The following is a 24,923-nucleotide window of genomic DNA, read 5'->3' as shown; positions in this document are numbered from 1 at the left end:
GAGGGGCCTTCCGACTGTCTGTGCGCCGCCAGGGACTCGAACCCCGGACCCGCTGATTAAGAGTCAGCTGCTCTAACCAACTGAGCTAGCGGCGCCTGCTGACAGAGAAGACTCTAGCAGCGCCGCGCGGCCGAGCCAAAATCGAATGCCGGTCGCCCCGCGTTCACCCGCCGGTCACGACCGCGGCCGCCGCGGCGACCGGCGCGCCCCGCTCCCGCGCCGCCCGGACGCACGCCCACAGCACCACCGAGGCGCCGGGAAGCCAGGGCTCCCGCTCCTCAGGGGCGACGATCCAGCGGCCCGCGCCCTGCCCGGGCGAATCCGGGCCGTTCACCATCCGCTGCAGCGGCGGCACGGTCACCGCGTCGCCCTTTCCGTGGCAGAGCAGCGGCGGCACGTCCCGGGCCCACTCCTCCCAGGCCAGCAGCCGGCGCAGCCGGGGCGCCGCACCGGGCTGCACGAACAGCAGCGTCCGCCCCCGGTGGGTGGCGACCGGGCCGCAGCCCGGCCCGGAGGCCCACAGCTCGTCCAGCACCCGGCGGCCGAACAGCGCCGGCAGGCTGATCACGTCGAAGGCGCGCCCGCAGGGCAGCACCGACGGCGCCCACGGGCGGGTCTCCCAGAGGGCGCGCATGCTGTGCGGGTACTCGCTGGCGGAGGCGAGCCAGGCCTCCCCGGCCGCGCTGACGTACTCCACCGACTGATGCGTCCAGATGTCCACGCACAGCAGCGTGCGCCGTGCGCACCCCGGGCGCGGCGGAAAGCACCGTTTGCCGGACAGGGGGGCGGGGAACGGCGTACCCTTCCCCGCCGCGCATATGCCAGTGGCCAGTGAACGGGTGGCCGGGACCGCCGACGGACGGCCCGCCGGGCGCTCAGTCCTCGTGGCGGCGCGGCTGGAGCAGGGTGCGACCGTACTCGATCATCTTGGCGGCGTAGTCCGGGGTCCAGTCCGCCCGCACGGCGACCTCGGCACCCGACAGAGCGTCGAACCGGCGCGGGTCGGCGAGCTGCGCGGCGGCGACCGCCTGGAAGTCCGTGGCCCGCTCGGCGGCCGCCCGGAAGGCCAGGGCCAGTTCGGTGGAGCGGCGCAGCAGCTCCGCCGGGTCCTCGATCGACTCCAGGTCGAAGAACCGTTCCGGCTCCGGTTCGGCGGACTGCGGCTCGAACAGCAGCTGCACCGGACGCAGACGCCTGGTGGGCTCGGTCGACTCTGCAGGGGAGTCGGGCATGGACGGACACCTCCGGGTCTCGATGGGGCGGGCAGAACTGCTCCGGGCTGCGCCGCCCGGGGTGTGGCCGTCGTCCATTGTCTCGCGGCGGCGGCCGGTAGCGGAACGGTGCGCGTGCGGGCGCTATTCCCCGGCGTGCGCCGGGGGCGCGCTTCGGGCGCCGCCCATCAGCCGAGTGACCGGATCGCATGCGAACCGGTTGATCCGGTGTCCAGCCGTTCCACTCGTCCCACCAAGGAGAATCCCCGTGTCCGTGCGGAAGGCCCTGTCCACCGGTGTCCTGCTGACCCTCCCCGCCCTCGCCCTGGCCGCCGCGCCGCCGGCCGTCGCCGCCGAGTCCGCGGTGGTGGTGCAGGGCGCGCCGAGCGCCCCGGGCGCCCCGTCGCGGGCGACCTGCCCGAGCGGCACCCACCTGACCGGCGGCGGGTACCAGCTCCCGGCCGGGGCGAGCGACGCCGTCGTCTACAACGGCCCGTCCCAGGACGCGACCACCTGGTTCGCCCAGGCCGACCACACCCCCATCAAGGCCTTCGCCGTCTGCGAGACCGAGTGACCCGCTAACGCAGGCGGACCCGGTGGCCGCCCAGGTGGTGCAACACCTGGTGGTTGGCCTCCCAGCCGTCCGGGAAGGCCACCGGGACGCCCAACTGCACCGGCTCGGTGGAGGGGTGCTCGTCGAGCAGCTCGGCGATCCCGGCCCGGGCCACCACGATGCAGGCGTGCCGGTGGCGGGAGGCGAGCACACAGAGCCGACCGGTCTCCAGGTGGAAGGCGGTCGCGTCGGGGCGGCCGGAGAGCGGGTGCAGCACCACGGTGACGTCGTACTCCCGGCCCTGCAGCCGGTTGGCGGTGTCCACGGTGACGGCCGGCCCGGCGGCGCCGTCCACCGGGACGCCGACCCGGAGCAGCGCCGCGCGCACCGCCGCCGCCTGGTCGCGGTGCGCGGTGCCGACGGCGATCCGGTCGGCGGTCAGCGGCGCCTCACCCTGCTCGGAGTGCGCCGTCACGCCGCGCTCCAGCAGGCGGCGGACGGTGGCCGCGACCGCCGCCACGGCCTGCGGATCGGTCCGTACGGTGTGCCGGGCGGGCAGCTCCAGCAGCGCCCAACCGTGCTCGGCGGCCCGGTCGATCACGGCGTCCAGTGCCGAGCCGTCGGGGCGGACGGCGGCGGTCAGCCGACGGTCGTCCGGGCCGGTGCCGGAACGGAACGGGGTGTACGGGTAGAAGGCCCGCGAGATCAGCGGTGCCGCGCTGGCGGGCAGCCGCCAGGAGACCGGCAGCCGGTGCGGCTCGATCTGCGGGTTGTGCGCCAGCATCGTCACCACGGCGCTGCCGGACGGGTCGTACGACAGGCCCGCCCACTGCTCGGTGCCGACGACGGTGAACGGGTCCAGTTGCCCGGGATCCCCGACGAACAGGGCCCGCTCGAACAGTCGGGCCACCGCGAGCAGGGCGTCGGACCGCATCTGGTACGCCTCGTCGACGATCGCGTGCCGCCACGGCGCCTCCGCCCGCACCCACTGCCACTTGGCCGAGGTGGAGATCACCACGTCGTGCTCGACCAGGTCGGCGACCTTGTCGGAAGGCGTGACGTTGGCGTGCTTCAGCACCTCCGGCCCGGGCCGGGAGTCCGCGGCGTGCAGCCGGCCGATCGTCAGCTCCGGCGCCTTCTCGGCGAGCCGGCCGACCAGGTCGTCCACCTGGCCGTTGGTCTGGGCGACGATCATCAGCCGCTCGCCGGCCCCGACCAGCTCGCGGGCGGCCCGCACCACGAGCGTCGACTTCCCGGCGCCGGGCGGGGAGTCCACCACCACGCCGCGCGGGGCGCCGACGGGCGGGTGGACGGTCGCCGCGAGGATCGCGGCCACCGCCGCGTCGGCGGCGGCCCCCGGGGCCGGCTCGGAGGGCCGCGAAGGGGCCTGCGAGGGGGTCTGCTCGGGGATCGAGGCGGCCATCACTCCCACTCCTCTGAGGCGGACGGGACGGGGACGGGCGCGGCGCCTGGCGGGCCGCCGTGCGTCCAGGGGGTGTCGTCCGGCTCGGGGAGCGGCGCGGACTGGCGGACGGTCAACTCGAAGAGGGTGAAGGTGACCTGCTCGCCGGGCTCCGGCAGACTGCCCGGCTCCGGCTCCTTCCTGCGGCCCATGCCGGACAGCACCCGCAGCGTGATCGTGCCCCCGGCCGCGTCGACCGCGACGACCTCGGCCTTCTGCGCGGCCGGCGCTCCGCCGCCCTCCGGCCGAGGAGGCCCCCACACCCGGTGCACCTCCCGGCCGGGATCCGCGTGCGGGCGGTCGGCGGTGCGCAGGGTGACCAGCGGGCGGGGCTTGGGGGAGCGGCCGGTGGTGTCCCAGGCCGGCACCACCTCGGTCACCACGCCGCTGAACGCCTCGCCGGCCAGCCGGTGTTCGGCCATCGCCAGCGGGTCGTCCAGCGCCTCCTGGACGTCCAACCGGGCCTGTTCGCGCTCGCGCTGGGCGAGCTTGCGGGCGGCGGTGACGGCGTCGTCCTGCCGGGGCTGCGGCGGCTCGCCGGCCGCCAGGCGGTCCCGGTGGCCGGTGTAGGACCAGCGGTCGGCCGTCCAGCGCTCCGCCAGGTGGCCGGCCGGCGGCAGGGTCCGCAGCAGGTCCAGACCCCGCCAGACGTCCCGCCAGGTGGGCAGCAGGACCGCCGTCAGCACCTCCTCCAACTGCCCGACCGCGGCCCGCACGGCGGCCCTGGCGCGTTGGGCGGCGGCCTCGTCGCGCTGCTCGGTGCTGTGCTGCAGGGCGCTCACCGCGGCGTCGTAGCGGGTGATCGCCGGGGCGAGCACGGCCTCGTCGAAGCGGGGGTCGGTGGCCGGGCCGGCCGGCGGGTGCAGCAGCCGGCCCTGCTCGTCCCGGGCGGACTCGGCCAGTTCGGCCGCCTGCGCGCCGGTCAGGCCGGCCGGCGGGTCGTGCCAGGCGAGCCGGGCGGCCAGGTGCTGGTCCTCCAGGTGGCTCTGGCCGGTCGCCCAGTGCCGCGCCAGCAGGCCGGTCATCGGCAGCAGCAGGCTGGAGCCGGGCACCTGGGCGCGGTCGGTGAGGTGGGTCAGCCAGCGGCCCAGCAGCGGCACCCGGACCGGCGCCGGGTAGGGGCCCGGCTCGTCGTCCTCGACGGTGCGGCGGAAGCGGGTCGAGCGGCCGATCAGGGCGAGGTGGTGGATGCCCGCGCCGTTCGGCACGATCAGCTGCGGGGCGTCCGCGCACAACTCCCGGAACACCTGGGTCTTCTCACCGGTCTCCGGGTCCTTCTCGGAGCCCTCGATCTGCTCGACGTCGTCGGCGAAGGACTCCAGGTAGGGCAGCAGGTCGGCGGCCAGCTCGGCGAGGAAGTCGAACCGCAGGGTGCGGTTGAGCGGCTGCGGCACCAGGTGCAGCCGGGGTGCGTTCCGGTCGGTGCCCAGCATCACCGCCAGCGGCGCCCCGGACTCGCCGGCCGCGGTCAGCGGGACCAGCACCATCGGGCGGTCGGACAGGTGCCGGTGCCGCACGGTGGCCAGCGGCTCGGCCCGGCCGCTGCGGACGGCCTCCAGCCGGGCCAGGGTGGTGAGGAGGCTCATGCGCGGATCCCCAGGGCCTCCGCGCGAAGGGCGGCCGCGTAGGCCAGACGCTCGGCCGCGTCGTCCGCGTCGTCCGCGTCGTCCGGGTCGTCCGGGTCGTCCGGGTCGTCCGGGTCGTCCGGGTCGTCCGGGGAGTGTGGGGAGTCGGGGTCGTCCGTCCTTGTGTCACGGGCGGCCCCGGTGCCGCAGGCCGTTCCGGCAGCGCCCCCCGAGGCGGCGGCCAACGCCCCGGCCACCGTGCGGATGCTGCCCAGCTCGCCGCGCACGCCCCGGCCGAGCTGCTCGACCCGGTCGCCGCAGCGGGCCTCGGCCCGGCAGTGGAAGCCGAGCTCGCAGGCGGACAGGCAGTCCGGGCTGTACGCGGCGGGCACCGCCTCGACCGAGGCGGCCAGCTCCTCGGTGCTCCGGGCCGGCGCGCCGTCCTCGTCGGCCGCCAGGTCGAAGTCCGCGCCGGGCGGCAGCGCGCCCAGCAACCGGTCGATGCCGGTCATCCGGGTCAGCTGTCGGCGGGTGGTGGCCAGCTCCCGGCGGACGTCCACGGCGACCGCCGTCGGCCGGTTGCCGAAGTCCTTCGGGCAGACCAGCAGCACGCTCGTGCGGGGGCTGCCCGGCAGCCGCTGCTCGGTGTACGGGTCGTCGGCGAGCGGCTGCCCGGCCGCCGCCGCGGCGGCGTGCTGGAGCGCCAGCACGTACACGGCGGCCTGGCGGGCGGCGGCGCCGACCTTCGCCGGGTCCGCGCTGCCGTCGAGCACCGGGAAGGACTTGATCTCGACGACCGTGCACCGCCCGCCGTGGACCACGAGTGCGTCCGGCTCCAGGTAGGCGGTGCTGCCGGCCACGTCCAGGCGCAGCATCGGGTGGTCCAGCAGCGTCCAGGCCTCGGGGTCGGCGGCGGCCCGGCCCAGCGCCTCGATCGTCCGGTCCGCGCGGACGGCCGGGCCGGAGCGCTGCAGCAGGTCCGGCACCTGCAGCGGGACGTGGCCGTCCGCGGGGACACCGAGGTGGCGGCGCAGCGGCTCCAGCAGCGGGGCGTAGCCGTCCGCCTTCAGCCGGGACTCGAAGATCACGCCGCGGGCGATCGCGAACGGGGACTGGCCGAAGGGGGCGGGCCGGCCGAGCCGGGCGGCCAGCACCGACTTGTCCACCCCGGCGGCGTCGAGCACGGCACGGCGGTGGCAGCCCGGATTGGCGGCGAGCGCGGCGAGGGAGCGGGCGTTCAGAGTGCGCTGGGGGGCCGGTCCGCGCAGCTCGGCGAGCCGCTGGGCGAGCGGCTCAGCGGGCCCGCTGGGCGGGACGTTCGTCGAGACGTTCATGGTGCGGCCCAGTGTCGCATCCGGGTCCGACAACTCGGTGCGTACCGGGTCCGACGACGCGGTGCGGACCGGGTCCGACGACGCGGTGCGGACCGGACGCCGGAGCACGGCGTCGCCGGCCGGAACGGGCGCCGCGCGGGCGGTGAACGCGGGCGGTCGGCGTGGGAGGTGAGCGCGGGCGGTCGGTCGGGGGCTGTCGGCGTCGCCGGCCGTCGGTACCGGCCCGCGATCGTGTCCGCCGCCCGGGTGGGGGATCATGGAACCCGGTGCTCGATGGCGAGACCGACCGTTGCCACCGCCCCGCTGCGAGGAGCCCTCCATGCCCGCCCGAATCGTGCTGGTCCGCCACGGCGAGACCGAGTGGTCCGCCACCGGCCGCCACACCGGCCGCACCGACATCCCGCTGACCGAGGAGGGCCGCGCGATGGCCCGGGCCCTCGGCGCCCGCCTCGCCAAGGCGCCCTGGAACGGGCTGCCGGACGCGCTCGTCTACACCAGTCCGCTGGGCCGCGCCAAGGAGACCTGCGCGCTGGCCGGCTTCGGCGACCGCGCGGTGGAGCGCCCGGAGCTGATGGAGTGGGACTACGGCAGCTACGAGGGCCGCACCGGCGCGGACATCCGGGCCACCGACCACCCCGGCTGGCTGATCTGGCGGGACGGGGTGCCCGGGGGCGAGAAGCTCTCCGAGGTCGCCGCCCGGGTGGACGCCTTCCTCGCCGGCCTCCACCAGGAGCACGGCGTCCCGGATCCGGACACCACCGTGATGCACTGCGCCGACCGGGACGTCCTCCTGTTCGCGCACGGCCACCTGCTGCGCATCCTGACCGCCCGCTGGCTGGGCCTGCCGCCCGAGTACGCCCAGCGGTTCAAGCTCGGCACGGCCGCGCTGTGCGTGCTGTCCTGGGAGTACGGCGCCCCGGCCGTGGAGGTCTGGAACGACCTCTCCCACCTTGAGGGCCTGACCGCCGGGCACTGACCGCCGGGCACGAGCGCCAGGCGGTGACGGAGCCGGGCCGCGCACGCACCGTACGGGCGGCCGTCGCTCGGGGGCCGACGAGGTCCCTACGCGGCGGCCGCCCGGTCGTACTCGGACAGGAACCGGCGAACCTCGGGCACCGCGGCGTGCGGGCGCAGCCGTCCGGCGGTGTCCGCCAGCATGCTCCGGATCCGGGCCGAGCGGACGTCACCGAACAGCGCGACGGCGGACGAGCCGTGGTGCGCCGCGCCGGCCAGGTCCCCCCGGCCGAGCCGGTCGTGGGCCAGCTCGGCGGTGTACAGCACCCGGTTGCGGACGAAGTGCGGTTCCTGCAGCGCTATGGCCAGCCCGGCCTGCTCGCTGGCGCGGTCCCAGTCGCCCAACGCGGACCAGCACTGCGACTGGAGGCCGGCGATTTCGGCCTCGCCGAAGAAGGACATCCATTCCGGATCGCCCTCGGCGGGGCCGCGGCCGAACAGCGAGTAGGCCCGGCCGAGCGCGCGTTCGCAGGAGGTGCGGTCCTGCAGCAGGGCCCAGGCGCCGGCTTCGCGCATGGCCAGCAGCGCGAGCAGCCGGTGGGAGCCCAGGCCCCGGGCGGCGACCTGCCCGGCCTGGGCGGCGCGCAGTGCCTCGCGCGGGCGGCCGGCGTCCCGGGCGAGGAACGCGCTGTTGCAGAAGACGTGCGCCTCCAGCCCGGAGTCCCCGGCCATCCGGGCGGTGGCCAGCGCCTCGGCGTAGAACGAGCGGGCGTCCGCCAGCCGGTTCGAGTCGTGCGCCAACCAGCCCACCGAGATGGCGAGTTCGCCGGCCCCGGCCTGGAGCCGGCGCTCCGTCTCGGCGCTGTACTCGCCCTCGTTGAGCAGCACGTACGCGTTGCGCAGCGACTGGCCGGCGAGTTCGTACAGGGCGTCGGCGCCGTGCGCGTCGTCGGCCAACCGGATCTCCCGTACGGCCTGTTCGACGCCCAGCACCTCGGCGGTGCCGACCTTGCGCAGTGGCGGCACGGGCCCGGGGCGACCGGGCACCACCTGGTCGGGGGCGAACAGCGACGGTGCGGTGAACTTCGCACCGGGGAAAGCACCTTGGCCGGCGGAAGCACCGGAGGCGCCGTGGGTACCGGCCCGTCGACCGGCGGCCGATGCCGGTCGGTCGATGCCGATCACGGTGGCCAGCGCGGTGGTGCCGCCGGCCAGGAACGTACGGCGACGCACGTCGTCGTTCTCCTCGTCGAGATTGGGCGATCCATCGGGCCCCCTGGGCGCCGCGCCGGGGCCCGGCCACGGCGGCCCGTCCGGAACGGATGGATCCGCGTACGGCGAGGCAGCGTACGGGAGTTGGGTGGAGAGTGGTGAGCGCGGGGCGGGCAGGGGCGGGAACGGAGGGTGGGGCGGAGGCGTCGCGGCCCGTCCGCCGCCGTCCGTCGAACGACGGCGGACGGAGGTCCGGGGAGCGAAGCCGAGGTCGGTGAGCGTGCGACCCGGCCACATGTGCCGGAACACCCGCTCGTAGGCGTAGTTGGGGCAACGGATCTCACCGGACTCGACCCGGCCGACGTAGCGGGCGTCGCAGGACACGTGCTCGCCGATCTCCCGGGCGGCCCGGCGCACCGCCATGGCGAACTCGCCGGGCGAGCGGTCGCCGCGCAGCGCGCGCATCACGGTGTTGGGGGACGGTCGGTTCGGCTCGGCCGGTGGGGTGGCTGCCATGGCGCCGAGAGTACTCGGAGTCACCGGGCGGTCACGTGGGGTTCGTGGGATATCTGCTGACAATCCTGGCCAAAGCGGTCCATGTTGCGGGGAATCTGCCATGAAATGCCATGCCTTGCTGTAAGGCGCCCCGTGGCCCGGGATGCGTCCGCGGCGTTGTCCTGATACGTGGAAGCCCACGCCGTCGCCCCGGCCCGTCCCAGCCCGGTGGCCCCCCGGGCGGCTGTGCTTCCCGATCCGACGAGGTACAGGAGGGCCCATGATGGTCACCGGACTGCCGCAGCACCGACCCGTCGCCGGGGGTGTGCTCGCCAGGGCGGTCCCCGCCCTGCTCCCCGAGCCGGCCGACGACCGGATCCCCGGCCGCGGCCCGGTCGAAGGCGGCCGCGCCCCCTGCGGCGGCCCCCGACGCGAACACCCCGCGCACGAGGGCACTCTCGTCACCACGCGCGACACCGTGACGGTCGCCCTGCGGCACGGCCTGGAAGCCGTCGACATCCTCAGACTGCGCCGCGCCTGCGGAGCCGTGCTGCAGAGCCGCAACGGCAGCACCGTCTCCTTCCTCGTCCCCGCCGGCACCTGGGAGACCTGGCACCTGCCCGGCAGCTCCTGTACGGCGGGCGCCCTCGTCCCGGCCGCCACCGACCCGCGCTGGGTGATCCCGCCCACCGGCGCCGACCGCACCGCCCGCCCCACGGACGCCTGGGTGCTCCGCTCCGCCCTCTGCGAGGCCGCCTGCACGCTCACCGCGGGCGGCCTCGGCCCGTTCTAGCGGGCGTGCCGCGCGGATCCCGCCGGGCCCACGAGCGCCGCTCGTCCCGCCGGCCGGATCCACCCGGCACGCCTCGGCACGCCCGACTCTCGGGGCGCACGGCGGTCGCCAGGGCTCGGTCGGTGCGGGGCCCGCTCCCGTGCGGCGGAGAAGTGTCCGCGGGCGGCGGAGAAGTGTTCGCGGGCGGCGGAGATAATGGCCGACATGGGACGAAGCAGCAGCAGGGCCGCCCGCGTCGGCGAGACGGCGGCCACCACCGGCCCGGGCGGACGCAGCCACGCCCAGGGCCCGCTCAGCCGTCCCGTCGGCTCCGGCCTGGCCGAACTGCGGCCCGACCGCGACCGCCCCGCCGCCTGGTCGCTGTTGATCGACGGCGCCCCGCAGTCCCTCGTCGACCTCGCCGACCCCACCCACCTCGGCTTCGAGTACCAGCGCAGGCTCGGCCACCTGATCGACCTCGTCGCCCCGCCCGGCCGCCCGCTGACCGTCCTCCACCTCGGCGGCGGCGCCCTGACCCTGGCCCGCTACGTCGCCGCCACCAGGCCGCGCTCCCGCCAGCAGGTCGCCGAGATCGACACCGACCTCACCGAACTCGTCCGCACCGAACTGCCGTTGGACCGGAGCTGGCAGATCAAGGTGCGCGGCGCGGACGCGCGCAGCGTCCTGGAACGCACCCCCGAGGGCACCGTCGACCTGGTCATCACCGACGTCTTCTCCGGCGCCCGCACCCCGGCCCACTGCACCACCGTCGAATTCACCGCCCTCGCCGCCCGGGCCCTCGCCCCCGGCGGCTGGTACGCCGCCAACATCGCCGACGGCGCCGCGCTGCCCTTCGCCCGCTCCCAGGTCGCCACGCTCGGCGCGGTCTTCCCGGAGCTCTGCCTGATCGCCGACCCGGCCGTCCTGCGCGGCAAGCGCTTCGGCAACCTCGTCCTCGCCGCCGCCCACACCCCCCTCCCGATCGCCGACCTCACCCGCCGTGCCGCCTCCGACCCGGCCCACGCGCGGGTCGAACACGGCCGCGCCCTCACCGACTTCGCCGCCGGAGCCGCCCCCGCGACGGACACGACGGCCGCGCCGTCCCCGGAACCGCCACCGGGCGTCTTCCGCTGACACCCCGCGCGGAGGGCCGGGCCCCAGGGCTGCCGCTCGGCCCGTGCTCCGGTCCGGCTGCGCCCGCTGCCGTTCGCCCCGGCCGCAGGAGCCTGCGGCGGCACGGCGGGCGGGCCCGCTCGCGCCGGCTCAGCGCGCGCAGCGCCTGCTCAGTGCCCGCTCAGCGCCCGCGCGGCGAGCGCTCAGTGCCCGCTCGGCAGTCCGCGGTGCTTGCACATGGCCGCCCCGGTGAGCAGCAGACCGGCGGCGATGGGGGCGAGGACGGCGGTCGCGGTGGTGGGGCCGCCGGTCACGGGCGTCACCGTCGCGGCGTCCGTGACCGCGAGCGTCTCCGGGGTGCCGCCGCCGGGTGCGGCCGGAATGGCAGGGTCGACCGCCACCCCGGCGCGGTCGGCGTCGGGACCGGCCGCCGTGACGGCCGTGGAAGCCGCCTCCTGGACCGGCGGTGCCTCCGCGGGTTCGGCCCGCCCCGCGTCGGCGGAGCGGACGGTGTCGGGGTGCACCCGCCCTGCGGTGGGCAGTCCGACGGGCAGGCCCTCCCGGGAGGCGCGAGTCTCGGCGGGCCGGGGCTGGGCGGGGACGGTGTCGGTGAGGCCGGAGGCGATCGCGAAGGCGTCGGGGACGGCCGCTCGTTGACCGGGCAGGGGCAGCCCGCCGGCCCGGATCCGCTCCTGCAGGGTGCCGTTGACACTTCCGGCGGCCGTCGCGGCCGTGGTGGCGGGTTCGGCGCCGGTCGGTTCTCCGGCGGGGGCCGGGCCCGGGGCGGGGACTGGGGCGGGGGATCGGTCGGGCGTCGCGGGCGCCGACTGCCCCCGCCCGACGGGGCGTTCGGCTGACTGCCCGTCGAGCGCGGGCCCGCCCAGGGCCGGTGCGCCGTGGGCCGGTGCGTCGAGCGCGGGTGCGCCGTGCAGCGCGCGGCGGACGGCGGGTTGGGCCGGTTCCGGTAGGGGGCCGGCGGCCGCCGCGTAGGCACCGGTGGCGCCGAGGCCCCAGAGTTGTGCGAGCAGGGCCCCTCCGGCCGCGGCGGTCCGGGGGCGGGGCAGCCACCGGACGATCCCGCGTCTGGCTCCGGCGTCGCCGCGGGGAACGGGTTCCTGGGGCTTGGTCGCGTGATTGGCTCGCACGTGAGTTGAGAACGAGCGGACGGGCGGTGAGGTCACGGCCGCCGTCACGGACAGTCATCGCGCGGGCGGCCCCGGGGCGACGTTCCCGGGGCCACCGGCGGTGCGGTGGTCAGGAGTTGGGGCGCAGGGTCCAGGTGACCGTCATCACACCGGTGACGGCGCCGTCGGCGCGGGTGATCTCGACGGTGACCGGGAACTCGGGGCGGCCGCCCGCGTCCAGTTCGGCGACGACCTCGGCGGCCGGGCGGCCGAGCGTCGCGGTGGCGGTGACCTCGCCCATGGCCAGCTTCTTGTACGCGATCTCGGCGTTCACGGCCAGCGGCACGGCCCGGGACAGCTGGTCGCCGAAGGCGGCGAGCACGATGCAGCCGCTGGCGGACTCGGCGAGCGTGAACATCGCGCCGGCGTGCGGGCCGCCGACGTGGTTGTGGTACGCGGGCTGGTCGGGCAGCCGGAGCACGGCGCGTTCCGGGGTGGTCTCCAGGTACTCGAGCTTCAGGGTGCGCGCCATCGGCACGGTGGAGTCGAGCATCTGGCCGATCGTAGGTGTGGTCATGGCGACGATGTTACTAGCCGGTAGCTTCCGGCGGCAGGGGTCGACCGGAAAAGCCGGGCCACCGGGCGCAGTTGAAGGAACGCGAAAACGCCCGAGGGGCCGACCTCTTGAAGAGATCGGCCCCTCGGGCTCTGGGGTGAGTGACGGGACTCGAACCCGCGGCCACCTGGACCACAACCAGGTGCTCTACCAACTGAGCTACACCCACCATCTGTCCGGTCCGTTCCCGCTCTCGCGTTCCCGTTCCGACAGGAAGAACTCTACAGGATCCGAGAGGGTGCTCGCGCCAGGGTTTCGTTCCGGCGATCGCGGGCACCCCCGCGGGCCCCGTAGGGAGGTTCCGGTCGGGCGGGTTCCCGTCCGGAGGGGGTCGGGTGCGGCGGATCCGGTCGGTCGGAACCGGGATCAGCCGGCCGGCGGCTGGTACTTCCCGGCGATGGCGCGCGCCGTCTCGGCGTCCGGGCCGGGCTGCGGGACGAACACGGCCTCGCGGTAGTACCGCAGTTCGTCGATGCTCTCCCGGATGTCGGCGAGCGCCCGGTGGTTGCCGCCCTTCGGCGGGCTGTTGTAGTACGCCTTCGGGTACCAGCGGCGGGCCAGCTCCTTGATCGAGGAGACGTCCACGATCCGGTAGTGCAGGTGCTTCTCCAGGGTCGGCATGTCCCGGGCCAGGAAGCCGCGGTCGGTGGCCACGGAGTTGCCGCACAGCGGCGTCTTCCCGGCCTCCGGTGCGTGCTCGCGCACGTACGCGAGCACCCGCGCCTCGGCCTCGGCCAGGGTCACGCCCTGCTCCAGCTCCTCCAGCAGGCCCGAGGCGGTGTGCATCGCGCGCACCACCTCCGGCATGTTCGCCAGCGCCTCCGCCGGCGGCCGGACGATGACGTCGACGCCCTCGCCGAGGACGTTCAACTCGGAGTCCGTCACCAGCACCGCGACCTCGACCAGGGCGTCCCGGTCGAGGTCGAGGCCGGTCATTTCACAGTCGATCCATACCAAACGGTCATTCACGCAACTCACCCTACGGCGCGATCACGCGCCGCGGGGACGGATGGAGCCGAGCGGGGTGCCGCAGCGCCGGCATCGGCCTGCTGGTCCTCCGCCCCGCCGTGCGTGCCGCGGCCGTCCGGATGCTCGCCCTCCCGGTCGGCGCGGACCGGATGACCGTCCCGGCCGGTCCGGGTCTCGCGCGCCGTCCGGGCGCCGTCGGACGCCGCCCGACCGCCCTGGGGGCGACCCTGCGGCACCCGGGCCTGCCGGCCACGGGGCCCGTCCGGCCCGACCGCCGGCTGCCCGGCGGGGGACGGCATCCGCCCGGAGGACGCGCCGTGGCCGCGCCCGGCCGCACCCGGCTCCTCCGCGGGCCGCTCGACCACGCTGCGGTGCCCCTGTCCTTGGCCGCGTGCCCCCGGCTGGGGGAGCCCGTCCTCGGCCGCCGCGTGCTCGGCGGTGCGCGGCGGCCGTCCTGCCCCCGCGCCCGGACCGGCCTGCGGCGGCACCACCGGGGGCCGCACCGGACCGCGCCCGCCCGCACCCTGCTGCCCGGGGTGCGGTTGCTGCGCGGCCTGCTGGTGGGGGTACGGCTGGCCGGCCCGGGCGTGGAAGGCCTGGGCGCCCGGCGTCCCGGCCTGGCCCTGGCCGTACCCGACCGGCTGGCCGTGCACCCCCGGCTGTCCGTGGCCGACCGACTGCCCGTGCGGCACCGGCTGCCCGTGGGAGCCCACCGGCATCGGTGCCCCCGGCCCACCCGGAAACGGCTGCGCCGACTGAGCGCCGTGAGCCCCGCCGCCGTACAGCGCCCCGGCCGTTGCGGCCGCGTGCGACAGCGCCCCGGGCAGCCGCAGGTCGCCGCCGTGCACGCCGGCCGCCGTGGGCGGCTGCTGTCCGGGGCGGCGTGCCCGGTAGCTGGTCCGGTACGCGGCCGGGGAGACCCCGAGCTGGCGGCGGAAGTGCCCGCGCAGCGCCACCGGCGAACGGAACCCGCACCGGCGCGCGACGTCGTCCACCGACAGTTCCGAGGTCTCCAGCAGCCGCTGGGCCTGGAGCACCCGCTGGGTGATCAGCCACTGCAGCGGCGCACTGCCGGTGAGCGTGCGGAACCGCCGGTCGAAGGTGCGACGGCTCATGTAGGCGCGAGCCGCCAGCACTTCGACGTCGAACTGCTGGTTGAGGTTCTCCAGCGCCCAGGTGACCACTTCGGCCAGCGGGTCGTTGCCGATCTCCTCCGGTAAAGACTGATCGATGTACTGGGCCTGCCCGCCGCCGCCGCGGCGGCTCGGCACCACCAGGCGGCGGGCCAGGGCGTTGGCCGCCTCGGCACCGTGGTCGCTGCGCACCACGTGCAGGCACAGGTCGATACCGGCGGCCGTACCGGCCGAGGTGAGCACGTCGCCGTCGTCGACGAACAGCTCGCGCGGGTCGACGTGGACCCGCGGGTAGCGCTTGGCCAGCGTCGGCGCGTACATCCAGTGGGTGGTCGCCGGGCGGCCGTCGAGCAGGCCGGCGGCGGCCAGCACGAAGGCGCCGGTGCACAGGCCGATGATCCGGGCGCCCTCGTGGTGGGCCTTGCGCAGGGCGGTGATCGCCTCGACCGGCGGGGGCTGGGAGATCGAACGCCAGGCCGGTACGACGATCGTGCCGGCCCGGGCGAGGGCTTCCAGGCCGTACGGGGCGGAGAGGGTCAGGCCACCGGTGGTGGCCAGCGGACCCTCCTCACCGGCGCAGACCAGCAGGCGGTAGCGGGGCACCCCGGCGTCCTGGCGGTCCACGCCGAAGACCGAGAGCGGGATCGAGCTCTCGAAGATCGGGGCGCCACCGAAGATCAGCACCGCGACGGTCTCCCGGCGGCGGCGGCCGGACAGCTTCCGCGGGGTGGCGGCCGTCATCGGGGCCGAGGAGCCGTTCGCCCCGGCCCCGCTGTGGCCCAGCGGGGCGTGGCCGGTGGCGGTGCCGAGCGCGAGGCCGCCGAGCGGGCCGCCGGCGGCTCCCTGGGCACCGTTCGGGCCGGGACCGCCGCCGGGGTGGGCGGAGTGGGCCGAGTGGGCGGGGTGGCCCGAGTAGCCGGAATAGCCGGGGTAGTCGCCGCCGTACGCCGACGGTTGGCTGACGAGGCCTCGGCTGGCATGCGGCCCGCCGGTCGACTGCCCACCGCTGACGGGGTGTCCGCCCGCCTGGGGATGGCCTCCCTGCGGTGTCACCGCGCCGTGCTCGGCTCCGGCCGGGGCCCCGTTGGGGCCGCCGGCCGGGGAGTTCGCTGCGGGGTGCGAGGAGTGCGCTGCGGCGCCCGGGCTGCTGGGGCTGCCGACGGTGCGGGTGGCGGCGATCGCGGAGGTGCCAGTGCTTCTCGCGGACCGGCTCGCTGTGCCGGCCACCGCCTGGCCGCTGTCAGGACCCGCGTCGCTCCTGCTCACCCTGCTCAAGGCGCTCAAGCCCCCTCGGTGGTGTGGTGTGGGTGGTGCGGCACTGCTGGCCAAGATCGAAATCTATCGGGTGGACCATTGCCGTTGTGACAAGTTCACCATCCGACGCTATGTCGACATGGCAATTTGGCGTGATGCATTCGATCACGAAGCGTGGCACCCGTCGACCTTTCTGGGAAGAGGGCCGGGGCAACGGTGGCTGGTTGTCGAGGGGCCGTTCCCGGGGCGTCCGGCTCCCGTGCGCCCGGTCGACAGGTCTGGGCTGCGGATTTCCCCAAGGCGGAGAGATCGGCGCGAAATTGACCGAAAATCGGCGGTGCACGAGAGGGCGCACGGAGGCACGCCGTGCGCCTCCCAGGCTTCATCCGGCCAAGCCTGGTGCGGCCGAACCGGGATCCGGAGCCCCGGGTTACGGTCCTGCCGTGAACACCGACAGCCGGCTCGAACGGGCCAACGACAACGCCGCCGCCTTCTGGCTCGCCCAAGCCCGGGCGCACGACTGGCAGTTCCGCACCGGACCGGGCCTGACGGCGGTCCGCTGCGCCCGCACCCCGGACGACGCGCACCGGTTCGTGGTGACCCGCCCCTACGCCGAACCAGGCCGACTGGAACAGGAGTTGGCCGACCTGCTCGCCGAGTGGTCGACCATACGCTTCACGCTGGAGGACCCCTACGGCGGGCTCGACCTCACCCGCTTCGGGGCCGCCCGGATGCCGCTCATGCCGGTGATGGTCCGGGATCCGGGCCGGATCGAAGGCTTGACGACCGGCCTGCCGACCGTCTCGGAAGCGCGCGGGAGCGACGGGAGCGGCGGGAGCGACGGGAACGGGGGGAGCGGTGGAAGCGGGGGAAATGGGAGGAGCGGCGCCCTGACGGTCGATGAGGCGCGGGACGGCGACAGCTTCGCGCAGGTCGAACGGGCGATCGTGGAGGGTTTCCCGCTGCCCGCCCGACAGCCCTGGGTCCGCGGCGTCGCCCTCCCGGAGCGACTGCTGGGCGAGCCCGGCTGGCGGGCGTGGCTCGGCCGCGTCGACGGCGCCGTGGCGGGCAGCTGCCTCACCTACGACGACGGCCGGGCCACCGGGGTGTACTGGGTCGCGACCCTGCCCGACTGGCGCGGCCGGGGAGTGGCCCGCGCCGTCCTGCAGACCGCGCTGACCCACGCGCACCCGGACCGCCCGGCCACCCTGGTCGCCACCGCGGTCGGTGAACCGCTCTACCGCAAGCTCGGATTCACCGAGCAGACCCGTACCTGCTGGTGGAGCCGCACCTCGGCGGCCGGCTGACCCCGCGGCGTGCGGGGCGGGCGCTACTGTCCGGCAGCCACCCCGGCTGCTGCACGTGCTGTGGTGACGGCCGCCGCCGGAGGGGCCTCCGCGGCGAAGACCGTCCGGGCGGGCAGCGCCCCGTCGGCCACCGGGCGGAGCGGCGACGGGCGCACGGCCGGGGCGGCCCGGCGCCCCTCCACGCCCGGATCCGGTGCGGCACCCGCCCGCGCGCCCGCGACCGCTCCCGAGCCCGCGGCTGCTCCCGGGCCCGCGACCGATCCCGAGCCCGCGACAGCTCCCGGGCCGAGGCCGGCGACGGCGATCACGGCAAACCCGCCGGATCGGTTTCGGACACCGGACTCGGCTGCCGAACCCGTCGGCCCACCCGACACACCGCCCGCCCCGACGCCCGCAGGAACGGGCGCACTCGGGCCCTCCGGGGCGGCCACCGACGGGCGCGCGCCGGACCGTGCGCCGACCAGCGCTCCGGACCGTGCCGACACCCCGACGGCCCCCCGCCGCCCGGCCCCGCCCGCCCGGATCCCCGGCCGGGGCGAGGGCGCGTTGCGCGCGGCGAGCACCTGGCCGACGGCCTCCGGCAGCCCGGCCGCCTTGAGCGTCGGCCGGTAGCCGCTCTCCGCCCACGGCCGGCCGTGGTGCAGCCAGACGCTGCGCAGCCCGGTCAGCTCGGCACCGGCGATGTCGGCGGGCGCGTGGTCCCCGACCATCCAGGTGTGCGCGGTCCAATCCCCGGTGGGCGCGATGCCGCACCGCTGCGCGGCCATCTCGAAGATCAGCGGGTCCGGCTTGACGCAGTCCGCCTCCTCGGAGATGACCCAGCCGTCGACCAGCGGCCCCAGTCCGGTCCGCCGGATCTTCTCCAACTGCGGGCGGGTACCGCCGTTGCTCACGATCCCGAGCGTCCACCCGGCCGCCCGCGCCACCCGCAGCGCCTCGACGTGCCGCGGCGGGCAGTGGATGTGGGAGTTGATGCCACGTCGGTAGTGGGCGAGCAGGAACTCGGTGGAGACGTCCAGACCGTAGCGGCGCCGGACCGCGGACAGTACGGTGCTGCGCGGTACGTAGCCGCCGCCGTCGAGGGTGACGAACCAGTCGACGTCGCCGGGCGGCAGGTCGTGTTCGGACAGGAAGTCCTGCGCCCAGGCCCGGAAGGCGGCGTCGCGGGGGAGCAGCGTGTTGTCGAGGTCGAACAGGAGCAGGGGCATGCCGAGCATGGTGCCAGCGCCCGCGCCTATGCGTTTGGCAAATGCCAGAGCCCGTCGCGAAGCCGTACGAAGTGGCTGAAACGGGTTCCGACACCTGACGTACGGATCCTGCGCAGGCTCGGGACGGGCCAGGGCGTGCGGGCCGGACGGGGCGCGTGGGGCGTACGGAATGCCCGGGGCCAACAGGAGCCAACGGGACGTGTGGGGCGCGTGGGACTCGCGGAACGCGTAGGACTCATGCAACGCGTAGGACTCATGGGACCTGCGGGACATGGGGAGATGCCGGGCGACTGTGCTGGGAGAGGCCTGCCAGGAGCGGTGGGGCGTAACGGATCCGCGACGCGTCGCTACGGATCGTCGCCGATCCATGACAGTCCGGTCACGGTCTCCCGGGGGCCTGTTGCGCCGCCCGGTCCGCTCAGTCAAGCTCCAGGGAACCTCCTCTCCGGAGGGGCGCGACCGCCCGCGGGAAGGCGCACTGCCACGGCGGGCGCATCCCACGATCGTGGGAACAAGGTCGGTCCGGGGCTTCGCCGGTGGGCTCCGCCCCACGCTCGTCGTACCCTGAGTCGTACTCTGAAAGGAACAGGTCCATACGGTGCTGCGCGGCTCACACCGACGTCATCCCGTGGGCGGGCCTGCTGCCCGGGCAGCGTTGTCCTCTTCTGTCGGCCCCTCTCCATCGAAGAGCCGTGAGCCATGGCTGGTTTTGAGCCTCCCCGACCGGTCGAACCGGACACGCCCCCCAGCGCGGGCGCAGGGACCGGGAGAGACGGCGTGCGCACGACCCCCGGCCCGGTCGACGGGCAGCATGCTGCCGAGCGCGTCGGCGCTGCCGCCGACGGCTCCGTCGCCGAGCCGGCCGTCGTTGAGCGGACCGTGGTCGAGGCCGTCATCGAGCCGTTCGTCGTCGAGCCGTCCGGCGGGCGCGCTGACGCGCCCGACGAGGCTGGGTCGCGCATCCCGTCCGGCCGAGTGGGCGGTGAACAGCGCGCCGACGCTGTCGAAGCAGCCCGGCCTGCCGAGCCGGCTCCTGCGAACGACGGCCCCGGGAGCGAACCCGTCGGGAGCCACGACGACAGGAACGAAGCAGCGGGGAGTGGCGACGCCCAGGGCGTCGCGCGCGCTCTGCGCGGCCTCGCCCGCCGGGGCGGCCATTCCCGCCGCGGCAGTCTCTCCCGCCGTGACCGTTCCCGGCCCCACGAGCGGCGCGGCGAGCCTCCGGTCGGCCCTGGGGGGCGTCCGGTGACGGGCCGCCTCGGCCCGGGCGCCGAGCGCCCGGAGACGGCTCCCGGTGCGGCCGGCGGGTTCGACGGGCGCACCGACTCGTCCGCGCAGGAGATGCCCGCGCCCCCGCTCGACCCGGTGTTCCAGCACGGCGTGGTGGTCGGATTCGACGGCTCACTGTCGAGCGAGCGCGCCCTTGCCTACGCGGTCGGCATGGCACGCCGATCGCAGTGCGGCCTGGTCATCGTGCACGTCGCCAACCGCCTGCCCGCGACGGTCTGGGCGGGCTGTGAGCCTCCCGTCTTCGTCGACCTCCCCGACCACCGGACCGAGGTCCTCGGTTTGGAGCTCGCCTGTGCGGACTTCCTCGCCGGGGTGCCGTGGGTCCTGATCGAGCGCGGCGGCGACATCTGCCACGAGATCGAGGAGGTCGGCCGTGAGTACGCCGCCGACGCGATCGTCGTCGGCACGACGCACGGCCTGCTCGGCAAGATCTTCGGGTCGGTCTCCGGGCGGCTGGCGCGGCGGGCCAACCGCCCGGTGATCGTGATTCCCTGACGGTCCGTTCCGGACCGTCCCCTGTCGCCTCCTCCACCGTGGGCCGCTCCCCAACATCGGTTGGGGAGCGGGGCGTTGCCCCGGCGGGCTCGGCTCAGGACGTCATGCCGAGCTCCCGGGCGATGAGCATGCGCTGAACCTCCGACGTGCCCTCCCCGATTTCCAGGATCTTGCTGTCGCGCCAGAAGCGGGCGACCGGGAATTCGTTCATGAAGCCGTACCCGCCGTGGATCTGGGTCGCCTCGCGGGCGTTGTCGACGGCGGCCTCCGACGAGTACAGCTTCGCGATCGCGGCCTCCTTCTTGAACGGTTCACCGTGCAGCATCCGGGAGGCGGCGTCCCGCCAGGCCAGGCGGGAGGTGTGGGCGCGCAGCTCCATGTCGGCAAGCTTGAACTGGACGGCCTGGTTGGCGCCGATCGGCCGGCCGAAGGCGCGGCGCTCGCCGGCGTACTTCACGGACTCGTCGACGCACCCCTGGGCCAGGCCGGTGGCCAGGGCCGCGATCGCGATGCGGCCCTCGTCGAGGATCCGCAGGAACTGGGCGTAGCCTCGGCCACGCTCGCCCAGCAGGTTGGCCGCGGGAACGCGGCAGTCGGTAAAGGACAGTTCGCGGGTGTCGGATGCGTTCCACCCGACCTTCGAGTACTTCTTCGAGACCTGGAATCCGGGGGTCCCGGTGGGCACGATGATGGAGGAGATCTCCCGCGTGGGCGAGCGGAATTCGCCTTCTTCACTCGAACGAGCGATCGGTTCGGTGAGCGCGGTGACGGTGACCAGGCCGGTGATGTCGGTACCGGAGTTGGTGATGAAGCACTTGGTGCCGTTGATGACCCACTCGTCGGTGGTCTCGTCGTACCGCGCGGTGGTGCGGGTGGCCCCGGCGTCCGAGCCGCCCTCCGGCTCGGTCAGGCCGAAGGCGCCGAGGAGTTCGCCGGAGGTCAGCCGGGGCAGCCACTCCCGCTTCTGCTCCTCCGTGCCGAAGCGGTGGATCGGCATCGCGCCGAGCGAGACGCCGGCCTCCAGCGTGATCGCCACCGAGGAGTCGACGCGGGCGAGTTCCTCCAGGGCGATGCCGAGGGCGAAGTAGTCGCCGCCCATGCCGCCGTACTCCTCCGGGAAGGGCAGGCCGAAGAGGCCCATCCGCCCCATCTCGCGGACGATCTCGTAGGGGAACTCCTCCCGCTCGTAGAACCCGCCGATCTTCGGCGCCACCACGTCCTGGGCGAACTCGGCGACGGTGCGCCGCAGTTCCTCGTACTCGCTGCTGAGCCGGTGGTCGAACATGGTGATCCTCCTGAGGCCCGGCCGGGGTGGCCGCGGGCGTGAGCGGGATGACCGGCGTCCGTCTGACGGTGTGACGGTCGCACGGTGTGCTTGAGGGATGAGTGCGATGAGATGAGCGGTGTGCGGCGCCGAACGGACCGTACGGGCGCGGCCGGCGCCGGAGCAGGGGCGGAGCGGGGATGGTGCCGGGGTGGTGCGGGGGTGGGTGGAACGGGGCAGGGCGGGAGCGCGGCCGAGGTCAGCCCCCGGCGGCGCCGAGCAGCGCCTGGACGGTGCGGGATGGGCTGGGGCGGCCGAGGCGCCCCGCCATCCATCCGCTGGTCGCGACCAGCGCGCGCAGGTCGACGCCGGTGCGGATGCCCAGCCCGTGCAGCATCCAGACCAGGTCCTCGGTGGCCAGGTTGCCGGTGGCGCTCTTCGCGTACGGGCAGCCGCCCAGGCCGCCCGCCGAGGCGTCCACGGTGGTGACGCCCTCCCGAAGCGCGGCCAGGGTGTTGCTGAGCGCCTGGCCGTAGGTGTCGTGGAAGTGCACGGCGAGCCGGCCGGCGGGCACCCCGGCCTGCGCGAAGCCCGCCAGCAGCGCGCCGACCTGGCCCGGGGTGGCCACGCCGATGGTGTCGCCGAGGCTCAGCTCCGAGCAGCCCATCTCCAGCAGCTGGACGCCGTACCGGACCACCTGGGGGACGGGCACGGGCCCCTCCCACGGATCGCCGAAGCACATCGAGAGGTAGCCGCGGACCGTGACGCCCGCTTCGGCGGCCCGCGTCACGACCGGGCGGAACATCTCCATGGCCTCGTCCGCCGAGCGGTTGAGGTTGCGGCGGGCGAAGGTCTCGGTGGCGCTGGCGAACACCGCGATGTCCGTGGCGTGGTGGGCGAGCGCGCGGTCCAGGCCCCGCTCGTTGGGCACCAGGACCGGCAGCCGCAGACCGGGGTGGCGTCCCGGCAGGTCGGCGAGCCGGGGCATCAGGTCCTCGGCGTCGGCCAGCTGCGGTACCCATTTCGGGTGAACGAAGCTGGTGGCCTCGACGGTGCGCAGCCCGGCCGCCGCGAGCCGGGCGATGAACTCGGCCTTGACCTCGACCGGCACCAGGGAGCCCTCGTTCTGCAGTCCGTCGCGCGGCCCGACCTCGTGGATGCGGACCTCCTCGGGCAGGCCGGGGGCGCGGACCGGGGCCGGCAGGCCCAGGTCGAGGGCGTCGGGCTCGTGGGCGGCGGCGGTCACGACCGCACCTCCGCGGGCTCGGCGGGGGCGGCGGCCGGCTCAGCCGGGGCGCCCGCGACCGCGCCGGCCCCGGTCGCGGTCTCCTCGACCGGGGCGACCACGACCAGCAGGTCCTCCATCGCGACGGTGGCGCCCGCGGTGACGCGCAGTTCGGCCACCACGCCGTCGTGCGGCGCGGCGATCACGTGTTCCATCTTCATGGCCTCCAGCACGAGCAGGGGCTGGCCCTTGCGGACGGTCTCTCCCGCCGCGGTCTTGACGACGGTGACGGTGCCGGGCATCGGGGCGGTCAGGCCGCCGTGGTGCGCGCCGGCCCCGGCGGCGCTCTCGACGGCGGGGTCGTAGGCGTGCAGCGGCCAGGCGTCGCCCTCGACGCCGAGCCAGGTCACCGGGCCGGCGGCGAGGCCGGGGGAGGCGTCGGTGGCCAGCGAGAACGTGGTCTGCAGGCCGTCGACGGTCAGGTGCAGCCGGTCGCCCGCCAGGGTCACGCGGGCGCCGTGCACCGGTCCGGCGTCGAGCCGGAGCTCCACCTCGCGGGTGAGCTCGGTGGATTTGTCAGTGGCATCCGCTACGTTGCCCGCAGTGATCGAACGGATGCGCACCGAGACCGGATCCTGGCCGGGGGTACGGAGTCGGTGGGTCGTCCAGGCGGGCGTGCCGCCGAGGCGCCAGCCGGAGGGAAGGGAGAACGGGTCGGTCCAACCGCCGGGGTCGGCGGCCGGGGTGAGTCCCAGGTGCCGTGCCAGCGCGGCCGCGTAGTAGAGGAGGTGGGTGGGCGACGGCAGTTCGGCCGGCGCGGCGTCGGTTCCGTTCCCGGGGTGGGCGGGCGCCGTGGCCTCGGCCGGGGCGGTCGGGTTGGTGGGTGAGTACGGCGCGGTGAGCAGGGCTGGCTGCTGCTGGGCCGTCTGCTCCACCAGGCCGGTGTCCAGTCGTCCGGCGACGACCTCGGGGTGTGCGAGGAGTCGGCGCAGGAAGCCGGTGTTGGTGGTGACGCCCAGGATGCGGGTGTCGGCCAGCGCGGCGCGGAGTCGGCGCAGCGCGGTCGGGCGGTCGGGCCCGTACGCGATGACCTTGGCGAGCATGGGGTCGTAGGCGCTGGTGACGACGGTTCCGGGGGCGACCCCGGAGTCGACGCGGATGCCCTCGCCCCGGGGTTCGTCCAGGGTGAGGATGCGGCCGCCGGTGGGCAGGAAGTCCCGTTCCGGGTCCTCGGCGCAGATGCGGGCCTCGATGGCGTGGCCCAGGAAGGAGATGTCGGGCTGGGTGAAGGAGAGCGGTTCACCGGCGGCGACGCGGAGCTGCCACTCGACGAGGTCGAGCCGGGCCGCGTCGGCGCCGACGGCGACGGCGAGTTCGGTGACGGGGTGTTCCACCTGGAGACGGGTGTTCATCTCCATGAAGAAGAAGTCCCGCACCCCCTCCGCGGCGGAGGCGGGGGCGTTCGGGTCGATGCCGGGGACGATGAACTCCACGGTGCCGGCCCCGGTGTAGCCGCATGACTCCGCGGCGCGGACGGCCGCGGCGCCCATCGCGGCGCGGGTCTCGGCATTGAGCAGAACGGAGGGAGCCTCTTCGATCAGTTTCTGGTGGCGGCGCTGCAGACTGCACTCGCGCTCGCCGAGGTGGACGGTGGTGCCGTGGGCGTCGGCCAGCACCTGCACCTCGATGTGGCGCGGCCGGTCGATCCAGCGCTCCAACAGGAGGGTGTCGTCGCCGAAGGCGGTCCGGGCGACGCGGCGGGCGGCGGCGATCTCGGTGGGCAGGTCGGCCCGGTCGCGCACGAGGCGCATGCCCTTGCCGCCGCCGCCGGCGGACGGCTTGAGCAGCACGGGGTAGCCGATCTCGTCGGCGGCGGCGACGAGATCCCCGTCGGTGGGCGCGGTGGCCTGGCTGCCGGGAACCACCGGGACGCCGGCGGCCCGGACGGCCTCCTTGGCGTTGATCTTGTCACCCATCAGTTCGACCGCACCGGGAGGTGGACCGATGAAGACGAGGCCCGCGTCGGCGCAGGCGCGGGCGAAGCCGGCGTTCTCGGCGAGGAAGCCGTAGCCGGGGTGGACGGCCTGAGCGCCGGTGCGGCGGGCGGCGGCGAGGATCTGGTCCGTCCGCAGGTAGGTCTCGGCCGCCGAGCTGTCGCTGCGGTCTGCCGGGCCGAGCCGGACTGCGACGTCGGCCTCACGGACGTGCGGAGCGTCGGCGTCCGCGTCGCTGAACACGGCGACCGAGCGGACACCGAGCCGCCGCAGGGTGCGGATCACCCGGAGGGCGATCTCACCGCGGTTGGCGACCAGAACTGTGTCGAACATGGGAGGCGTTCCTCCGGGTCGAGGGGAGCCGTACGAAGGA

20 protein-coding genes, 2 tRNA genes and 1 pseudogene are annotated in these 24,923 nt (G+C 75.4%); 6 read left to right on the top strand and 17 right to left on the bottom strand.

What is annotated here, in order from left to right:
* Positions 1-21: 21 nt before the first annotated feature.
* The 3 genes from IF30_RS0117350 to IF30_RS0117340 form a co-directional block, all read right to left on the bottom strand.
* Positions 22-95 (bottom strand) — tRNA-Lys (locus IF30_RS0117350).
* 68 nt (positions 96-163) lie between these two features.
* Entirely contained in the window at positions 164-721 is a 558-nt protein-coding gene (locus IF30_RS0117345) for a bifunctional DNA primase/polymerase (protein ID WP_030238701.1), read from the bottom strand.
* 154 nt (positions 722-875) lie between these two features.
* Entirely contained in the window at positions 876-1,232 is a 357-nt protein-coding gene (locus tag IF30_RS0117340; protein WP_030238699.1) for a hypothetical protein, read from the bottom strand.
* Positions 1,233-1,479: 247 nt separating this feature from the next.
* Here IF30_RS0117340 and IF30_RS0117335 point away from each other — a divergent pair, with 247 nt between their 5' ends.
* Positions 1,480-1,785, top strand: coding sequence for a hypothetical protein (locus IF30_RS0117335; protein ID WP_030238698.1), 306 nt, complete (start codon positions 1,480-1,482; stop codon positions 1,783-1,785).
* 4 nt (positions 1,786-1,789) lie between these two features.
* Here IF30_RS0117335 and IF30_RS0117330 read toward each other — a convergent pair whose 3' ends face one another.
* Genes IF30_RS0117330 through IF30_RS0117320 form a run of 3 tightly spaced genes read right to left on the bottom strand, consistent with a single transcriptional unit; the run spans position 1,790 to position 6,125 of the window.
* Positions 1,790-3,187, bottom strand: coding sequence for an AAA domain-containing protein (locus IF30_RS0117330; protein WP_107054423.1), 1,398 nt, complete (start codon positions 3,185-3,187; stop codon positions 1,790-1,792).
* Complete coding sequence (locus IF30_RS0117325) at positions 3,187-4,812, bottom strand: membrane protein (protein WP_030238694.1); 1,626 nt, start codon at positions 4,810-4,812, stop codon at positions 3,187-3,189. Before IF30_RS0117325 ends, IF30_RS0117330 begins: the two co-directional genes overlap by 1 nt.
* Positions 4,809-6,125, bottom strand: coding sequence for a hypothetical protein (locus IF30_RS0117320; RefSeq protein WP_037900278.1), 1,317 nt, complete (start codon positions 6,123-6,125; stop codon positions 4,809-4,811). Before IF30_RS0117320 ends, IF30_RS0117325 begins: the two co-directional genes overlap by 4 nt.
* Positions 6,126-6,444: 319 nt before the next feature.
* Between IF30_RS0117320 and IF30_RS0117315 the strand changes: the two genes are divergently transcribed.
* Positions 6,445-7,101, top strand: coding sequence for a histidine phosphatase family protein (locus IF30_RS0117315; RefSeq protein WP_030238689.1), 657 nt, complete (start codon positions 6,445-6,447; stop codon positions 7,099-7,101).
* Between the two features lie 86 nt (positions 7,102-7,187).
* Here the strand turns inward: IF30_RS0117315 and IF30_RS0117310 are convergent, their stop codons facing one another.
* Positions 7,188-8,807, bottom strand: a complete 1,620-nt coding sequence (locus IF30_RS0117310) for a hypothetical protein (RefSeq protein WP_030238686.1) — start codon at positions 8,805-8,807, stop codon at positions 7,188-7,190.
* A gap of 259 nt (positions 8,808-9,066) precedes the next feature.
* On the opposite strand from IF30_RS0117310, the gene IF30_RS48685 reads away from it, so the two are divergent.
* Positions 9,067-9,579 carry a hypothetical protein gene (locus IF30_RS48685; protein ID WP_051710472.1) on the top strand — a complete coding sequence of 171 codons (513 nt, stop codon included), beginning with the start codon at positions 9,067-9,069 and terminating at the stop codon, positions 9,577-9,579.
* Positions 9,580-9,774: 195 nt separating this feature from the next.
* Positions 9,775-10,692, top strand: coding sequence for a spermidine synthase (locus tag IF30_RS0117295; RefSeq protein ID WP_078891453.1), 918 nt, complete (start codon positions 9,775-9,777; stop codon positions 10,690-10,692).
* 182 nt (positions 10,693-10,874) lie between these two features.
* Here the strand turns inward: IF30_RS0117295 and IF30_RS0117290 are convergent, their stop codons facing one another.
* The 5 genes and pseudogenes from IF30_RS0117290 to IF30_RS46755 all read right to left on the bottom strand — a co-directional run.
* Positions 10,875-11,816 (bottom strand): hypothetical protein, encoded by a 942-nt coding sequence (locus IF30_RS0117290; protein WP_030238677.1) that lies wholly within the window; start codon positions 11,814-11,816, stop codon positions 10,875-10,877.
* A gap of 109 nt (positions 11,817-11,925) precedes the next feature.
* A complete protein-coding gene (locus IF30_RS0117285; protein WP_030238674.1) occupies positions 11,926-12,372 on the bottom strand; it encodes a DUF4442 domain-containing protein in 447 nt (148 codons plus the stop codon).
* A gap of 132 nt (positions 12,373-12,504) precedes the next feature.
* Positions 12,505-12,580 (bottom strand) — tRNA-His (locus tag IF30_RS0117280).
* Positions 12,581-12,777: 197 nt separating this feature from the next.
* The gene (gene orn / locus IF30_RS0117275; protein ID WP_030238669.1) at positions 12,778-13,380 is read right to left on the bottom strand and encodes an oligoribonuclease; all 603 of its coding nucleotides are present in this window, start codon (positions 13,378-13,380) and stop codon (positions 12,778-12,780) included.
* Positions 13,381-14,072: 692 nt separating this feature from the next.
* A pseudogene (locus IF30_RS46755) lies at positions 14,073-15,254 on the bottom strand (helix-turn-helix domain-containing protein); the annotation flags it as partial.
* A gap of 956 nt (positions 15,255-16,210) precedes the next feature.
* Between IF30_RS46755 and IF30_RS43705 the strand changes: the two are divergent.
* Positions 16,211-17,074, top strand: a complete 864-nt coding sequence (locus tag IF30_RS43705; RefSeq protein WP_051710469.1) for a GNAT family N-acetyltransferase — start codon at positions 16,211-16,213, stop codon at positions 17,072-17,074.
* A gap of 23 nt (positions 17,075-17,097) precedes the next feature.
* Here the strand turns inward: IF30_RS43705 and IF30_RS50240 are convergent, their stop codons facing one another.
* Entirely contained in the window at positions 17,098-18,282 is a 1,185-nt protein-coding gene (locus IF30_RS50240; RefSeq protein ID WP_107054427.1) for an HAD family hydrolase, read from the bottom strand.
* A 621-nt stretch (positions 18,283-18,903) separates the two neighbouring features.
* Positions 18,904-19,440 (bottom strand): hypothetical protein, encoded by a 537-nt coding sequence (locus IF30_RS49370; RefSeq protein WP_030238654.1) that lies wholly within the window; start codon positions 19,438-19,440, stop codon positions 18,904-18,906.
* Positions 19,441-19,623: 183 nt separating this feature from the next.
* Between IF30_RS49370 and IF30_RS0117250 the strand changes: the two genes are divergently transcribed.
* On the top strand, positions 19,624-20,067 hold the full coding sequence (locus tag IF30_RS0117250; protein WP_051710503.1) for a universal stress protein: 444 nt from the start codon (positions 19,624-19,626) through the stop codon (positions 20,065-20,067).
* 94 nt (positions 20,068-20,161) lie between these two features.
* Here the strand turns inward: IF30_RS0117250 and IF30_RS0117245 are convergent, their stop codons facing one another.
* From IF30_RS0117245 to IF30_RS0117235, 3 genes are all read right to left on the bottom strand, one after another.
* A complete protein-coding gene (locus tag IF30_RS0117245; RefSeq protein ID WP_030238647.1) occupies positions 20,162-21,352 on the bottom strand; it encodes an acyl-CoA dehydrogenase family protein in 1,191 nt (396 codons plus the stop codon).
* Positions 21,353-21,590: 238 nt separating this feature from the next.
* Complete coding sequence (locus tag IF30_RS0117240; protein WP_107054422.1) at positions 21,591-22,577, bottom strand: hydroxymethylglutaryl-CoA lyase; 987 nt, start codon at positions 22,575-22,577, stop codon at positions 21,591-21,593.
* Positions 22,574-24,883: a biotin carboxylase N-terminal domain-containing protein gene (locus IF30_RS0117235; RefSeq protein WP_037900244.1), complete on the bottom strand. Its 2,310-nt coding sequence runs from the start codon at positions 24,881-24,883 to the stop codon at positions 22,574-22,576. The genes IF30_RS0117240 and IF30_RS0117235 overlap by 4 nt, the downstream gene beginning before the upstream one ends.
* Between the last annotated feature and the right edge of the window lie 40 nt (positions 24,884-24,923).

The organism is Streptomyces sp. NRRL S-350 (assembly GCF_000719705.1).
GTDB lineage: Bacteria > Actinomycetota > Actinomycetes > Streptomycetales > Streptomycetaceae > Kitasatospora.
This window is presented reverse-complemented; position numbering and strand designations above follow the sequence as displayed.

Excerpts from the sequence above, each read along its gene's own strand:
- IF30_RS0117340 (WP_030238699.1), bottom strand. The coding sequence starts at position 1,232 with ATGCCCGACTCCCCTGCAGAGTCGACCGAGCCCACCAGGCGTCTGCGT.
- IF30_RS0117330 (WP_107054423.1), bottom strand. The coding sequence starts at position 3,187 with ATGGCCGCCTCGATCCCCGAGCAGACCCCCTCGCAGGCCCCTTCGCGG.
- IF30_RS0117325 (WP_030238694.1), bottom strand. The coding sequence starts at position 4,812 with ATGAGCCTCCTCACCACCCTGGCCCGGCTGGAGGCCGTCCGCAGCGGC.
- IF30_RS0117320 (WP_037900278.1), bottom strand. The coding sequence starts at position 6,125 with ATGAACGTCTCGACGAACGTCCCGCCCAGCGGGCCCGCTGAGCCGCTC.
- IF30_RS0117315 (WP_030238689.1), top strand. The coding sequence starts at position 6,445 with ATGCCCGCCCGAATCGTGCTGGTCCGCCACGGCGAGACCGAGTGGTCC.
- IF30_RS0117310 (WP_030238686.1), bottom strand. The coding sequence starts at position 8,807 with ATGGCAGCCACCCCACCGGCCGAGCCGAACCGACCGTCCCCCAACACC.
- IF30_RS48685 (WP_051710472.1), top strand. The coding sequence starts at position 9,067 with ATGATGGTCACCGGACTGCCGCAGCACCGACCCGTCGCCGGGGGTGTG.
- IF30_RS0117295 (WP_078891453.1), top strand. The coding sequence starts at position 9,775 with ATGGCCGACATGGGACGAAGCAGCAGCAGGGCCGCCCGCGTCGGCGAG.
- IF30_RS0117285 (WP_030238674.1), bottom strand. The coding sequence starts at position 12,372 with ATGACCACACCTACGATCGGCCAGATGCTCGACTCCACCGTGCCGATG.
- IF30_RS50240 (WP_107054427.1), bottom strand. The coding sequence starts at position 18,282 with ATGCCCCTGCTCCTGTTCGACCTCGACAACACGCTGCTCCCCCGCGAC.
- IF30_RS49370 (WP_030238654.1), bottom strand. The coding sequence starts at position 19,440 with ATGGCCGCCCCGGCGGGCGAGGCCGCGCAGAGCGCGCGCGACGCCCTG.
- IF30_RS0117250 (WP_051710503.1), top strand. The coding sequence starts at position 19,624 with ATGCCCGCGCCCCCGCTCGACCCGGTGTTCCAGCACGGCGTGGTGGTC.
- IF30_RS0117245 (WP_030238647.1), bottom strand. The coding sequence starts at position 21,352 with ATGTTCGACCACCGGCTCAGCAGCGAGTACGAGGAACTGCGGCGCACC.
- IF30_RS0117235 (WP_037900244.1), bottom strand. The coding sequence starts at position 24,883 with ATGTTCGACACAGTTCTGGTCGCCAACCGCGGTGAGATCGCCCTCCGG.